Consider the following 14,119-nt stretch of genomic DNA (forward strand, 5'->3'; position numbering starts at 1 on the left):
CCTAAAACATCATCAAACCCCTTCTAACATGAAACACTGTTACATATAGTAATGGTGTTTCTTTTTTTGTCAATCCGGATCAGTTTTTGGGAAAACAGGAGCGGATAGCTGATATAATCCAGGGATTCAGGTACCATCATCCGCGAATAACATAGTTTTTCTTCTTGCCTTTATCTGTTTCTCTTAACCATCTGCTCATCTCTTCCATCTCCTTTTTTTATCTCATAAATGGGTCATGATGTTTTAAGACCATTTATTTTGGTTAAACTTATGCTCTCCCTAACACTCTTATGAGTGTAAATATAATCATAATATGTGAATTATTTCACATAATTCTATTTTATTGTTTTTCTTCGGATTCGGGGCATCTTGTTATTTCTATGGAATTGTTTTATACTACTAATTGTGCATGGTGTGTATGGTGTGTATTACATAACATAACAGTTATTAAAAAGAGGTTGTTTATGAAAATAATCTTGGATTCTGTATCAGATCAGCCTTTATATCAGCAGATAAAAGATCAGATTAAGACTTCCATTTTTAACCGTGAATTGAAAGAAGGTGATCAATTATCTTCCATTCGTTCATTAGCTAATGATCTGCATGTGAGTGTGCTGACCACTAAAAGAGTATATGCCGAATTGGAAGCCGAGGGATTTATCATCACTAAAGTCGGCAAAGGATCTTATGTCGCGCCGGAAAACTTCGAGTTACTTCTGGAGTCCAAGCGAAACATGGTGGAGGTCAAACTAGCAGAAGTCTGCCAAATGGCTCGTCTTTTGGGAATACAAATAGAGGATCTTCATTCGATGCTGGATTTACTTTTTGAAGAGGAGGATGGAACATGAACCTAATTTTAGAAGCAAAGGGTTTGCATAAGACTTTCGACCATTTTTGTTTAAATGATGTCACTTTTTCATTAAAGGAAGGTTGTATTACGGGCTTTATTGGTATTAACGGTTCCGGGAAAACGACCACGATCAAAGCAATCCTCGGCCTCATTTTGAAGGAATCCGGGAGCATCAGATTTTTAGGCAAGGATATGGATCATCATGAAAGAAAATTGAAAAACCGGATCGGTTTCGTTATGGATGAAGGCTATTTCTACGAGGAGATGACATTGAAAGAGATGAAAAGTGTGATCGCCCCCGCCTATACCGACTGGGACGATTCTATTTTTTTGCAATATATAAAACGGTTTGATTTAAAATTGGATCAGAAAATTGCCACCTTATCAAAAGGCATGCGGATGAAATACGCCGTCGCTTTAGCCCTCTCCCATCATGCGGATCTGTTGATTATGGATGAGCCGACAAGCGGCCTCGATCCATTAGTGAGGAGTGAACTAATGGATATTCTACTCGATTTTATGAATGAGGAGGGGAGAAGTGTATTTTTTTCCACTCATATCACCTCGGATTTGGACAAAATCGCCGATATGCTCATCTTAATTGATAATGGGAGAATCTTATTTAATGCAGAAAAAGATGAACTGCTGGATACACACGCACTGGTAAAAGGGGATAATCAGTTTATTAATGAAAAAACAAAAAAATTATTTATAACATTACGCCAGTCCCAATACGGTTTTGAAGGAATCACCAATAAAAAAACGGAATTGCGCCAATTAATACCCGATATATTGACGGAAAGGCCTACGATTGAGGATGTTATACTGGCCTATGTCAGGGGGAATATAAATGCTAATTAACCTTGTAAAAAAAGATTTGATCCTGGTGAAAAAGTATTTGTTCATTATGCTCATTTTTACTACCGCGGCCCCTCTGTACCTCTCTTCAAAATTGGAATTTAGCAGCAGTGGATTTATCGGCTTTCTTTTAACGGTAATCATTATGGAGTATATTTTGTTCATGTATGTTTCCAAATTTGAAGATAAATATAAAGGGGCCGCCCTGATTTGTGCGACTCCATATACACGAAACGCATTTGTAAAAGCAAAATATCTTTTTATTTTTGTGCTTTTCATTTGCAGCGTTATTATCCATATCATTACAGTGTCTATCGCTCCGTCGTCCATGGAGAGGCTAAACATTCATACTTTCGGGATAACCTTTTTAGTTCTCAGTATATTTTTCGGAATACTAATTCCGGTTCAATTTAAATTCGGTTATGACAAAACAAGACTGATATCATTTGTTTTCGTCTTTTTAACACCCTTCATTCTTCCTGTTCTTATAAAATGGTTACAGTCTCATCCTGTCAGTCTTAACACCACATTACCGTTTCCGCAGGCCATTCGGGCATGGGTTCCTTGTTTAATTTCGTTCGTTATCGGTTTTATTTCCATGTTTGTATCCCTGAAAATTTATGCAAAAAAGGACCTTAGCTGATGTCTTTTCAATAAGAACATCAGCTTTTTTTATGCGATTCTAAATACTATTACAATGGCTGGTGACTTATGAATATTGTTATTGTAAATTCGGACACGCCTATATATGCCCAAATTGCGGAACAAATCCGCAAAGCCATTATGAACGGAAACTTAGTCCCGGACAACCCCTGCCTTCTATCCGTCAGCTGGCTAAGGATCTTCAGGTTAGCGTCATTACAACAAAACGGGCTTACGAAGAACTGGAAAAATCGGGATTCATAGAGTCCATGGTAGGCAAAGGTTCTTTTGTTTCCGGAAACAACAGGGAAATGATCCGCAGCAAGACGTTTCATGACTTTGCTTTTAAACCTGTTTCTTTTCAAGTCAGTCAAGGATTCGTTACAGGGCTCATCGGACCTAATGGAGCAGGAAAAAGCACCCTGATTAAGCTTATTTTGGACATGGTAAAGCCGGACTCGGGAAGCATCAGCTTTTTTGGAAAACCGCTTGAACAGCACGGCAAGGAAATCAAACAAAGGATCGGGTATGTAGCAGATGCAAGCCGTTATTATGATCATTTGAGCTTGAAAAAAATGAAACAAATTATCGCACCCTTTTATGATAATTGGGACGAGGATACGTATCATATCTCCGATCGTTTGAACTGCCGGAGAAAAAAATCATTATGAAATTATCCAAAGGGATGAAAATGAAGTTTAGTCTGGCCATTGCCCTCTCCCATCATGCCGATCTGCTTATCATGGACGAACCGACGGCAGGACTCGATCCTATCTTCCGGCGTGAGCTTTTGGATTTGCTTTCAAACCTTATTCAGGATGAGAGTAAGACCGTATTATTTTCCACTCACATTACCGCAGACCTGGACAGGATAGCTGATTATATTACGTTTATTCATCAGGGAAATTTAGTTTTTAGTGAAGAGAGGAACATTATTGAAGAAAATTATGCCCTCATTAAAGGGCCTGCCCATCTGCTTGATCGGGATGTAGTAATCGGGGTTGCCATGAGCAGTCTTGGAATGCTGGGAGAATTCATTGTTTCGCTTCTGAGTGAAGAAAGCCATGTTTTTAAGATCAGCCCTTCGCTTCTTTTGACCAAAAGAAGCGTCAGATTTTAAACGAATCAGCAGGTTATTCAGCTTGGACACTGCCGACCCTTTTATTTGCTCTCCTCGTTTAAGGTTTGTCTTGTACCATTTCTATACGTATCTTCGCAAAACAAGATGTTTCATGAATAAACACAAAATAACGGCACCGTGCCATTCTTGTTAAAACAGGATGGATACGGTGCCGCTTTGTTTTACAGGAGCCGGTCCGGTTTTATTTAGGTCCCAAAGTATTCTTTCTTTAATTCGCTTAATTCGGTAAGAGCCTGCCTTGCATAGGCATCCTGCTTTCCTTCCAGTTTTGTAATTTCTTTATTCAGAGCAGCTTCGAGTGACTCTTCATAGTCCGGAATATCGCCATCAAAGGGTTGGATAACCTGAGGAGGTACAGCCGCTATTTCTTGATAAGCCAAAGCTTTTCTTTGATGGAACATGGAAACATCCACCTGGCCCGGATAGTGAATATCTCCCTGGGCAGGATGCTTCAAAACAGCAAGCACCCGAACCGGAAGTTTTGTCAGTCCCGGCTGATCCGCAATTTCTCCAATATATTTACCGCTCTTATAGAAAAAGACGACCCGATCACCTATTGAGAATGACATTTTTATTCCTCCTCCAATTTTTGCGATAGCAAAAATACTTCGTAAGCACCAGCTTTATTTTTTGTTTAAAATGGTTCGTTATCCTGTGCTCTGCTGTTCTTTCCATTTTTTAAATTCCCGGAATAACAAATCCACTGATTCCATTCTTGTTATTCTATGGCCTGTTTTGTTCCGGCTGTAAAAAACAAGGCAAGGAATAGTTTCAATATGCCAATCCTGGCATAAATCAGGTGCAAGCAATACATCACATTTGAAGACAGGGAGCGAGGCCGATGTTTGAATCACGATATTTAGCATTTGGGAAGCCAATGAGCAGGTACCGCATAAAGGTGAATACAGATATAACACAAAGGGGCCTTCCGTCTCTTGAAGCAACCGGGGAATATCCTCCGCTCTTACCTCTATCATTCCTGCCATAAGATCCTACCTCAGCCTTACATCAGCGGGGCAGCTGACCTTTCCAATCCGTGAACCATTCCAGAGAAAGGCACGTATAGGAAAGAACCGCGGACACGTCTTCGATATTGGACTCATCAATTTTACGGTTAAACTCAAGGGTCACCAGAATGTTATACCCCTTATTCCCCCCATGCAGATAGGAAACCCGTTGAGAAATTTGCGGACGGTTTTCCCACAAATGTTTCAACCGATTCTCTATGATAGGGCAAGCGATTTCCGGTTCGGGCACGTCCAATTCAAAAGTCACGTGAAGTTCGCAGCCCGGCGTTACTCCATCACGTTCCAACAGTTCGGCAGCCAGATCAGCAATGGGGGCATGGAGGGTAAGTCCTGCCAAGGGAGCACCTTCTTCCGCTCCGGCTTGTTGGAAGTAAATAGAATAAGTGCGGGACATAACGGCTATATCAATCACATCTTTGCGGTCTGCGATCTGAATCTGCCCCTTAAGGTCATATTCATATACCGCTCCTTCCAGCACGACTTTCAAGTTGTCGTAAATGGTAGGGTCAAACATGCCTGCTGTCTCCTTTCTGCCTTGGAAGAGGTACCAGAATATATCCCGTACCTCTCATGTTTTCCTTTATCTTTTGATGGTTTTATTCAGCATAAAGCTGCTGACGAAGCTGCTTGATTTCCTCATTATCCAGGTATTCATCATAAGACATCATCCGGTCAATCATTCCATTCGGAGTAATTTCAATAATCCGGTTGGCAATGGTCTGAATAAATTGATGGTCATGAGAAACGAATAGCAGGGTCCCGTCAAAGTCTACCAAACCGTTATTCAATGCAGTGATGGATTCCAGGTCCAAATGGTTGGTGGGTTCATCCATTACCAATACATTTGCAGCTTCCAGCATCATTTTAGCCAGCATACAGCGAACTTTTTCTCCCCCCGAAAGAACACTGGCTTTTTTAAGCGCTTCTTCACCTGAAAACAGCATGCGTCCAAGAAATCCGCGGAGGAAAGTCTCATCCTGATCCTTGGAATATTGCCGGAGCCATCCTACCAGATTTAAATCGACTCCTTCAAAATAAGCAGAGTTATCTTTTGGAAAATAGGCTTGTGAAGTAGTTACTCCCCATGTGTAAGTGCCTTCATCCGCTTCCTGTTCACCCATTACAATATCGAAAAGAGTCGATTTGGCATGTCCGTAAGGACCAACAAAAGCGATCTTGTCCCCTTTATTGACGGTAAAACTGATATTGTTCAGCACTTTTTCACCTTCAATGGTTTTGCTGATGCTCTCCACAGCCAGCAACTGTTTCCCGGCTTCACGTTCAGGCTTGAAATTAATGTAAGGGTACTTCCGGTTGGACGGCCTAATATCTTCTAATGTAAGCTTCTCCAGCTGCTTCTTACGGGAAGTCGCCTGCTTGGATTTGGAAGCATTAGCACTAAAACGCGCAATGAAGGTTTCCAATTCCTTCCGCTTCTCTTCTGTTTTTTTGTTTTGCTCTCTCGCCAGTTTAAGGGCCAGCTGACTGGATTCGTACCAGAAATCATAGTTGCCAACGTAAAGCTGTATTTTTCCAAAGTCAATATCAGCAATATGTGTGCAAACCTGGTTCAGGAAGTGACGATCGTGAGATACCACAATCACAGTGCCTTCAAATTTGGCCAGGAAGTTCTCCAGCCATCGGATTGATTCAATATCCAAATGGTTCGTAGGCTCGTCAAGCAGAAGAATGTTCGGTGTTCCAAACAAAGCCTGGGCCAATAGTACACGCACTTTTTCGTTACCGCTCAAATCTTTCATTTTCTGTTCGTGAAGCTCTTTAGGAATGCCAAGCCCGATTAACAATTCTGCGGCATCAGACTCCGCCTGCCAGCCATCCAACTCGGCAAATTCCCCCTCCAACTCGCCGGCACGGATTCCGTCCTCCTCAGAGAAATCCGGTTTGCTATAGAGAACGTCTTTTTCTACCATGATTTCGTACAGGCGCGTATGGCCCATTATAACAGTTTTCAATACTTCACATTCATCGAATTCAAAATGATTCTGCCTGAGTACGGCCAGACGTTCACCGGGAGCAATACTCACTTCACCTTTATTAGGTTCAATTTCGCCGGATAAGATTTTGAGAAATGTGGATTTACCCGCTCCATTTGCTCCAATCAAACCATAGCAGTTGCCGGGCGTGAATTTAATGTTCACGTCTTCAAATAAAGCCCGCTTTCCGTATCTTAAAGTTACACCCGTTACTGTAATCATTGTACGCATCCATACCCTTTCTATATTCATTCAACGTTTATTGCGCTCGATTTCTTCCACCAGTTCGGACAAATACGTCCACCTTTCAAGTGCTGTCTCCAACTCCGAAGCCACCTCCTGCTGCTCTTCAAACAGCTGCTGTACCTTGGCAAAATCACTTCCGGCCGCTTCAATTTCACTTTTCAGCTTGTCGGCCCGTTCCTCCAGCTCCGTAATGCGCTCTTCAATACTGTCCCATTCTTTCTGCTCATTGTAAGACAACTTCTTTGGTTTGGATTTTTCAGAAACCGGTTTGCCTGCCGGAGCTTCTTTGGAAGATTTTGACCCCTGGATTAATAGAGCATCTTGCATTTTTTTATGTTCCATATAATCGGAATAAGTGCCGTAGAAGTGGTTTACTTCCCCATTTCCCTCCAAGGCAAACAGATGATTTGCCGTACGGTCCAGGAAATAACGGTCGTGCGAGACCGTGATCACAGCTCCCGGAAAATGCTCCAGATAATCTTCCAGAATAGCCAGCGTCTGAATGTCCAGGTCATTCGTCGGTTCATCAAGCAATAATACGTTCGGCTCTCCCATCAAAGTACGCAGCAGGTATAAACGGCGTTTTTCTCCTCCGGAAAGCTTGCCGATCGGAGTCCACTGTAGATGTCCGGGAAACAGAAATCTCTCCAGCATTTGGGCAGCTGTTACCGTACTTCCATCAGTCGTGCGGATAACTTCCGCCGCTTCTTTAATGTAATCAATTACGCGCTGTGTATCATCCATTTCGGCAATTTCCTGCCGATAATAGGCTATCTTTACCGTTTGTCCTACTTCTATGGAACCATTATCCGGCCCAATCTCCCCGGCCAACATATTGAGAAGGGTTGATTTGCCTGCACCATTACGGCCAATAATCCCAATGCGGTCTCCCCTTACAACAGCATAATTCAAGCCTTCAAATAGCGTTTTCCCGTTTATAGCTTTGCTTACATCATGAAGCTCAATAATCATTCTACCAAGCCTGCTGCCTGCCAGGGCCATGTCCAGCTTATCGGTTGGTCCCTGCGTCTTCTGGTCCCGCAAAGTTTCGGCACGTTCCACACGGGCTTTTTGTTTTGTAGTCCGTGCTTTCGCCCCCCGGCGCAGCCAGGTCAGTTCCCGGCGGAGGAGATTTTGCCGCTTCAGTTCGCTGGCCGCTTCCCTCTCCAGCCGTTCCGCTTTCTTCTCCAGAAACACCTCATAATTGCCATCGTAACTGTATATCTGTCCGTGATCCAGCTCAAAAATCTTGTTCGTTACCCTGTCCAGAAAATATCGGTCATGTGTAACCAGCAGCAAAGCGCCCTTCCACTTGCCGAGATACTCTTCCAGCCACAAGGCCGTTTCATTATCAATGTGGTTCGTCGGCTCATCAAGGATCAGCAGATCAGCGGGCTGAATGAGAACTCGGGCCATGGCCACTCGTTTACGCTGACCGCCGGACAGCTTGGCTACGGGTTTAGTGAAATCGGTAATGCCAAGTTTGGTCAATACCGTCTTCGCCACCGTACCGGCCTCCCATGCACCGACCACGTCCATTTGCTGCTGGACCCGGAACAGGCGGGCCTGATTGCTTTCATCGCTTGGGTCCGCTTCCAGTTCCGAGAGCGCCTGCTCATATTCCCTCAGCGTCTGCATAATAGGTGAATTACAGTAAAACACCTGCTCCAGCACCGTGGAAGTCTCGTCAAACTCAGGCTGCTGGGGTAAATAATCCACCCGGAAATCTCCCGCGTGATTCAGCTTTCCCGCATCAGCCGTTTCAAGGCCGGCCAGCAGTTTAAGCAGTGTGGACTTCCCGGTACCGTTCACGCCGATGAGTCCGATCCGTTCCTTTTCATTGATCACAAAGAATATATCTTTGAACAGCACTTTTTCGCCGTATGTTTTCGTGATATGTTCTGCAGTTAACAGACTCATGGTTGTTTTCTCCTTCACATGGCGGTCCGGCCGCTTAAGCCGGATCGGTTAAGTAAGCAGCCAGCAATATGGCGGTGTTCACTACAGCCTCTTTATGCGTGCGCTCCATGCCGTGAGAGGCGTGAACCCCCGGTCCAATCAGAGCCGCCCGTATATTCTGGCCTCCCCTCAAAGCCGCGGAAGCGTCCGAGTTGTAATGCGGGTAAATATCAACGGCAAATCGGATACCGAGCCCTTCCGCAAGTTCTATCATCTTGGAAGTCATATGATAGTCATAAGGTCCGGATGAGTCTTTGGCGCAGATCGAAACATCCTGTTCCGTACAGTTTAAATCATCCCCCACGGCTCCCATGTCCACAGCGATTAGTTCATTGACATCTGAAGGCAGGTAAGAAGCACCATGACCGACTTCCTCATACGTAGTTATAATAACTTTAACGGTGTAAGCTGGCTTGATATCTTGCCGCTTAAACAGCTCCAGCAGTCCAAAAATTGCAGCCATACTGGCTTTATCATCCAGATGGCGGGATTTGATAAAGCCGTTCTCCCTGATCACCACACGCGGGTCAAAAGAGATAAAGTCCCCGGTACGAATGCCCAGGGTTTCTACATCTTCCTTGGAATGAACAAGTTCATCCAGCCGGACTTCCATGTTTTTCTCAACCCGTTCCAGTTCCCTGGATTTTGGAAACACGTGCACTGAAGGTTCTATAGTCAAAATTGTACCCTCATAGATTTGTCCGCCCCGCGTATGGATTTTACAGTATTCATTCTCGATAGCCCCCATCATGAACCCGCCTACGGAAGTCAATTTTAATCTTCCAGAGGATGTTACGGAACGTACCATGGCACCAAGCGTATCCACATGACCCGAAACTCCAATCGTTCTGGAGCCGGATTGGCCCGGAATCGTAATGATTCCGCATCCCTTATTAGTCAATACAAAGGTATAACCCAGATTCTCGGCTTCCTCCTGGACTGTTTTCATGATCTTTTGGCAGTAACCGCTTGGACTTGGGGTATTCAGCAGCTTACCGAGAATATCCAATATATAAGATTCATTCATTGAAAATGTCAAGGTAATCCTTCCTTTCTCGTTCCAACCGCAAGTTGCACAAAAAAAGCCACCCATCATAACATGAGGCGAATCTTAAAAAACTGCCTTATTCCTTTTTTGAGGATCCGCAAAAATTTTTCGCCTGCATTGCTGATTTATTACTTAATACACAAAAACAGTGCAGCCTCTCTCCTTTGGATACTACACTGTTTTCCTGTGTTTTTCAAACCTGAATCCAATTCTAATCTAATCCTTTCAAGGTGAAGCGGGTTTCTCAAGCATATTTCCAAACCCTTTGGGAGAAGCTCCACTCAGAAGAATGGTTATGCCGGATAGCTTATCCCTCATAGTCCACACAAACGGAAGGGCTGTCCAGTACTTCTCTCATATGGGCTAGAACGCCCTGATGAACAGGATGAGCCTGGTAAGCATTCATATCGGATAAGGACTTAAACTTTGTAACAAGCGCGAGATCATATGAGCGTTCGGAATGAACAATGTCCTTCCCTACTTCAATGTCCAGCAGTTCGGGAATACGTCCTTTCATATTTCTCAGTACTTCTGCTGTCCGTTCCACAGCTTCCGGACTGCGGTCTTTCAATTTGAAAAATACAATGTGAGTCAGCAGATTCAACACTCTCCTTCGGTTAAATTTACTTCACGGTTTGGGAGGACCATTGCTCTACATCCCAGACTTTGGTCACCCAGTCCTCGTAAAACTCCGGTTCGTGGCAAACCAGAACAACCGTCCCTTTGTATTGTTTCAACGCACGCCGCAATTCTTCCTTCGCCGCCACATCAAGATGGTTAGTCGGCTCGTCAAACAAAATCCAGTTGCTTTCATTCATTAGAAGCTTACACAGGCGGACTTTTGCCTGTTCTCCCCCGCTCAGCATGTTCATCTGCCGGGTGATGTGCTCGTTCTTAAGGCCGCAGCGGGCTAATGCTGCCCGAACCTCGTGCTGATTCATATGCGGAAATTCATCCCATACTTCGTCAATTGGTGTTCGGTTTCCCGCCTTGACTTCCTGTTCAAAATAGGCCGGATACAAAAAATCCCCTCTATAAACCGTGCCGCTATAAGGTTTGATTTTACCCAGCATCGTTTTTAGCAAAGTAGATTTACCTACCCCGTTACAGCCTACTACTGCAATCTTGTCCCCGCGTTCAATAGTGACATTCAATTTGGGAAGAAGTGGATAATCATATCCGATCTCCAGGTCCTTCGCCTCAAAGACACTCTTACCGCTGGCGCGTGATTCCTTGAATACGAAGATAGGTTTTGCCGCTGTTTCCGGACGATCGATTCGTTCAATCCGGTCCAGCTGTTTCTGCCTGCTCTTTGCCCGCCCGGAAGTGGAATATCGTGCTTTGTTACGCTGGATGAAGTCTTCCTGCTTCTTGATATATTCCTGCTGTTTTTCAAAAGCTTCAATATGCTGGTTTTTATTGATCTCAGCCATTTGCAGGAACTTCTCGTAGTTAGCTGAATAGCGTGTCAGCCTGGTGAATTCCAGATGGTAAATCACATTTACCACCTTGTTCATAAATTCGGTATCATGGGAAATCAAAATAAACGCATGCGGGTACTCTTTCAAATAATTGGTGAGCCAGGCGATATGCTCAACATCCAAATAGTTGGTAGGCTCATCCAGCAGCAGCACCTTCGGCTTTTGCAGCAGCAGCTTGGCAAGCAGCACCTTCGTACGCTGCCCGCCGCTTAATGCTTCTACATTTCGGTCAAGACCTATTGCATTCAGCCCGAGACCGTTGGCCATCTCTTCCACTTTCACATCAATCATATAGAAACCGCCGTTATCCAGCTGTTCCTGAATGTCCCCCATTTGTTCCAGCAATACTTCCAATTCTTCCGGAGAAGCATCTGCCATTTTATTCGTAATCTCTATCAATTCCCGTTCTTGTTCAAACAAAGGAAGAAAAGCATCCTTTAAAACATCCCGGATTGTTTTGCCTGGAGTCAGCCTGGTATGCTGGTCCAAATAGCCGTATTCCACTCTTGGTGTCCATTCGACCTTTCCCTGATCCTTCAGAAGCTGGCCTGTTAAAATGTTCATTAATGTGGATTTCCCCACTCCGTTGGCACCTACTAAACCTACGTGCTCACCCGCAAGCAGACGGAACGATACATTCTTGAATAAAACCCTGTCACCGAACGAATGGCTCAGGTCTTCAACCGTCAACAGACTCATGTCAGTTCAAATACCCCTTTATCCATAAATCAAGCTATCATAAGAATACATTATAGCATTGGAAGGAGGTACAGAAAACAGAAAAAATAAACATAATTTTCATTCCCGTTTTGAAAAGTAACCAAAGTGTTACCCCACATCAAACAAAAAAAATGTATTCCATTTGAAGGACCCGGATTTTGTCGCCTTCCTTCAGCGGGTAACTTTGATAAGGAATCAGGGGCTCTCCGTTCAGGAAGGTCCCGTTACTTGAACCTGTATCCTTGATCATGAATCGTTCTGCTTCCCTGGTGATTTCGAAATGGATGCGTGAGATTCCAGGCTGATCTTCCCGATAGTCCACCCCTTTTTCTCCCCTTCCGACCGTCAAGGAGTCCTTTTCCATAAAAATAACCGACCTTTGTCCATCTTTATAAACCTCTAAGAAAGGCGGCTTATCTGCAGGGCCTGCCATATGGGAGCCGGCTAAATGAAAAGGATTGGAGGCCGGCTGGAAGGGAACAGTAGCGTCATCCTTTGACGCGGTTAATAAAGTTGTCTTTTGACTTAGAAAGGCGTAATGTTCCTTCAGGGTTTGAGGCGGCAAATTACTTTCGCTCATGGCCGGTTCAGTTTCCTTCGCTTTTCTGGAGACAGATAACTTCATTTTTGAAAAAAAGTTTCTCCTCTCATCCTCTGTACTGTCTTGAACAGCATAACCCGTCGGACTCTGTACAATTTCCGGATGATTAGTGAATAATCCTTTCTCCGGCTTCCGGTTTCCCCATGGTTGCATCTCTGTTGGCCAGGCATCCCCTGCTTCATCGGGCTCCCGCTCGGCCAGCCAAAGCAATAAAGCATAGATGGCAGCGGGTAAAAATAAGGTCACGCCCCCGGCAATATACAATAGCGCCTCTTCCTGACGGTCCAGGTATATTTTCCAAAAAAGGATAATGATAACTGATGCTGCCGTATAAATAATAAAAACGGTTCTTTTAGAAAAATGAACGGAATCTTCCTCAAGGAGCTTATCTGCATCCTGCCAGGATATAGAGTCTTCACCAGGGTCCCGCTGCCCCCAGGGGTCTGGTATGGAATTACGCTCAATTTCCCGGTTATGGGAGACTGCGGCCTCTGCATAACTTTGTCCACTATCATCTCTTTCTTCCCCGTCCCCCGTTCCTCCGATCCATCTAAAGACAGGGGTGCCGTCTTCTTTGATTTGCGGGATAGATTTCTCCTCGCTCATTACCTGTTCGAAATCGGGGGATAACCTTCTTCCCCCCTGATTTTCTCCGCCTTTTAGTACATTAGGACTGTTTCCTGCCTGTTCAAGCAAATGTCCGGCCAACTCTTTGAATCCTTTTAAGTAAAAATCTTCCGCTGTACAGTAATGGAGCAATGGGGTAAAAAGGGAATGATTGTCAAGAATACATTTTTGCAGCAATGATTCAAGAAACAGCTGGATCTGGCGCTTCACCGGAACGGGTGAATGTTGCCTGACAGGCACATAGGTTAAAAACAATTCTTTGAATTGTTTACCTATAAACATAAACCGGTCTTCCAGCAAAAAAGACTCTTCCCTTAACATGTAATTGCCGCTCTCTATGAGGATGGATGTTAATCGGGAAAGAAATTCCAGCAATTCCTCTGCTTTTAAAGGCTCTGTCTTTAGCGTATGGGAAAGCATTCTTTTGGAAGTCACATCGTATACCAGCTTGGCAACTCCATCTGTCTCCTCCAGACGGAAAGGCAGCAGATGGGGAATGGTCTGCTTGTTCGCCATATACAGTTCCACTTGTATAACATCCTCTTTCTTCAATCCTGCTGTCTTGCTTAGAACCATAAAATGGCCCCGCTGTTGAATAAATTCATAATGCAGGCCGTACACCTTCCGGATCAAATCATCCCCTCCTTACAGCCATTTCAGCTCCACAAAAGCCGTTAAAATGCCCGGAAGCACCGCATACATGAAAGGAAACCGGATATGTAACATTTCTCCCCTAATTAAATAAGAGTAAATCTTAAAAACCCTTGATTTATAAGGGTTTTTCTTGTTCGTATCTGTTCTCATCCGAGTGAATTATGGTGAATCCGAGTAGATTTTGTCCCCAATTCGTCCCCAACGGGGACAAAATGATTGCCAGATGATTATTTCTAAAACGCAGTGTATAATATAGAGAACAAACGTTCC

The 14,119-nt window shown here is 44.1% G+C and carries 14 protein-coding genes; 5 read left to right on the forward strand and 9 right to left on the reverse strand.

What is annotated here, in order from left to right; genetic code table 11:
- Positions 1-464: 464 nt before the first annotated feature.
- The 5 genes from BXP28_RS06970 (at position 465) to BXP28_RS24055 (ending at position 3,470) form a co-directional block, all read left to right on the forward strand.
- Positions 465-848, forward strand: coding sequence for a GntR family transcriptional regulator (locus BXP28_RS06970; protein WP_023483502.1), 384 nt, complete (start codon positions 465-467; stop codon positions 846-848).
- Entirely contained in the window at positions 845-1,711 is an 867-nt protein-coding gene (locus BXP28_RS06975; RefSeq protein ID WP_023483501.1) for an ABC transporter ATP-binding protein, read from the forward strand. The genes BXP28_RS06970 and BXP28_RS06975 overlap by 4 nt, the downstream gene beginning before the upstream one ends.
- Positions 1,701-2,351 (forward strand): ABC-2 transporter permease, encoded by a 651-nt coding sequence (locus BXP28_RS06980; protein ID WP_023483500.1) that lies wholly within the window; start codon positions 1,701-1,703, stop codon positions 2,349-2,351. The genes BXP28_RS06975 and BXP28_RS06980 overlap by 11 nt, the downstream gene beginning before the upstream one ends.
- A 61-nt stretch (positions 2,352-2,412) precedes the next feature.
- Complete coding sequence (locus BXP28_RS24050) at positions 2,413-3,021, forward strand: ATP-binding cassette domain-containing protein (protein WP_023483499.1); 609 nt, start codon at positions 2,413-2,415, stop codon at positions 3,019-3,021.
- Positions 3,018-3,470, forward strand: coding sequence for an AAA family ATPase (locus BXP28_RS24055; RefSeq protein WP_077584986.1), 453 nt, complete (start codon positions 3,018-3,020; stop codon positions 3,468-3,470). The genes BXP28_RS24050 and BXP28_RS24055 overlap by 4 nt, the downstream gene beginning before the upstream one ends.
- 206 nt (positions 3,471-3,676) lie before the next feature.
- Here BXP28_RS24055 and kapB read toward each other — a convergent pair whose 3' ends face one another.
- The 9 genes from kapB to BXP28_RS07035 all read right to left on the reverse strand — a co-directional run bounded on the left by kapB (position 3,677) and on the right by BXP28_RS07035 (position 13,828).
- Positions 3,677-4,060, reverse strand: a complete 384-nt coding sequence (gene kapB / locus BXP28_RS06995; RefSeq protein WP_023483497.1) for a kinase-associated lipoprotein KapB — start codon at positions 4,058-4,060, stop codon at positions 3,677-3,679.
- Positions 4,061-4,138: 78 nt separating this feature from the next.
- Entirely contained in the window at positions 4,139-4,477 is a 339-nt protein-coding gene (locus tag BXP28_RS07000) for a thioredoxin family protein (RefSeq protein WP_023483496.1), read from the reverse strand.
- 22 nt (positions 4,478-4,499) lie between these two features.
- Positions 4,500-5,033, reverse strand: coding sequence for a hypothetical protein (locus BXP28_RS07005; protein WP_023483495.1), 534 nt, complete (start codon positions 5,031-5,033; stop codon positions 4,500-4,502).
- A gap of 82 nt (positions 5,034-5,115) precedes the next feature.
- Entirely contained in the window at positions 5,116-6,735 is a 1,620-nt protein-coding gene (locus BXP28_RS07010; RefSeq protein WP_036656763.1) for an ABC-F family ATP-binding cassette domain-containing protein, read from the reverse strand.
- 30 nt (positions 6,736-6,765) lie between these two features.
- Positions 6,766-8,679 (reverse strand): ABC-F family ATP-binding cassette domain-containing protein, encoded by a 1,914-nt coding sequence (locus tag BXP28_RS07015; protein WP_036654499.1) that lies wholly within the window; start codon positions 8,677-8,679, stop codon positions 6,766-6,768.
- 34 nt (positions 8,680-8,713) lie between these two features.
- The gene (locus BXP28_RS07020) at positions 8,714-9,757 is read right to left on the reverse strand and encodes a M42 family metallopeptidase (RefSeq protein ID WP_036654503.1); all 1,044 of its coding nucleotides are present in this window, start codon (positions 9,755-9,757) and stop codon (positions 8,714-8,716) included.
- A gap of 316 nt (positions 9,758-10,073) precedes the next feature.
- Positions 10,074-10,364 carry a Dabb family protein gene (locus tag BXP28_RS07025; RefSeq protein ID WP_036656764.1) on the reverse strand — a complete coding sequence of 97 codons (291 nt, stop codon included), beginning with the start codon at positions 10,362-10,364 and terminating at the stop codon, positions 10,074-10,076.
- A gap of 25 nt (positions 10,365-10,389) precedes the next feature.
- Complete coding sequence (locus BXP28_RS07030) at positions 10,390-11,946, reverse strand: ABC-F family ATP-binding cassette domain-containing protein (RefSeq protein WP_023483491.1); 1,557 nt, start codon at positions 11,944-11,946, stop codon at positions 10,390-10,392.
- Between the two features lie 139 nt (positions 11,947-12,085).
- The gene (locus tag BXP28_RS07035) at positions 12,086-13,828 is read right to left on the reverse strand and encodes a DUF6382 and FHA domain-containing protein (RefSeq protein WP_046655198.1); all 1,743 of its coding nucleotides are present in this window, start codon (positions 13,826-13,828) and stop codon (positions 12,086-12,088) included.
- Between the last annotated feature and the right edge of the window lie 291 nt (positions 13,829-14,119).

The sequence above is a fragment of the Paenibacillus larvae subsp. larvae genome, assembly GCF_002003265.1.
GTDB classification, from domain to species: domain Bacteria; phylum Bacillota; class Bacilli; order Paenibacillales; family NBRC-103111; genus Paenibacillus_H; species Paenibacillus_H larvae.

Bases quoted from the DNA above. Each gene is read 5' to 3' on its own strand.
- kapB (WP_023483497.1), bottom strand. From the start codon at position 4,060: ATGTCATTCTCAATAGGTGATCGGGTCGTCTTTTTCTATAAGAGCGGT.
- BXP28_RS06975 (WP_023483501.1), top strand. From the start codon at position 845: ATGAACCTAATTTTAGAAGCAAAGGGTTTGCATAAGACTTTCGACCAT.
- BXP28_RS07015 (WP_036654499.1), bottom strand. From the start codon at position 8,679: ATGAGTCTGTTAACTGCAGAACATATCACGAAAACATACGGCGAAAAA.
- BXP28_RS06970 (WP_023483502.1), top strand. From the start codon at position 465: ATGAAAATAATCTTGGATTCTGTATCAGATCAGCCTTTATATCAGCAG.
- BXP28_RS07000 (WP_023483496.1), bottom strand. From the start codon at position 4,477: ATGGCAGGAATGATAGAGGTAAGAGCGGAGGATATTCCCCGGTTGCTT.
- BXP28_RS06980 (WP_023483500.1), top strand. From the start codon at position 1,701: ATGCTAATTAACCTTGTAAAAAAAGATTTGATCCTGGTGAAAAAGTAT.
- BXP28_RS07030 (WP_023483491.1), bottom strand. From the start codon at position 11,946: ATGAGTCTGTTGACGGTTGAAGACCTGAGCCATTCGTTCGGTGACAGG.
- BXP28_RS24055 (WP_077584986.1), top strand. From the start codon at position 3,018: ATGAAATTATCCAAAGGGATGAAAATGAAGTTTAGTCTGGCCATTGCC.
- BXP28_RS07005 (WP_023483495.1), bottom strand. From the start codon at position 5,033: ATGTTTGACCCTACCATTTACGACAACTTGAAAGTCGTGCTGGAAGGA.
- BXP28_RS07010 (WP_036656763.1), bottom strand. From the start codon at position 6,735: ATGATTACAGTAACGGGTGTAACTTTAAGATACGGAAAGCGGGCTTTA.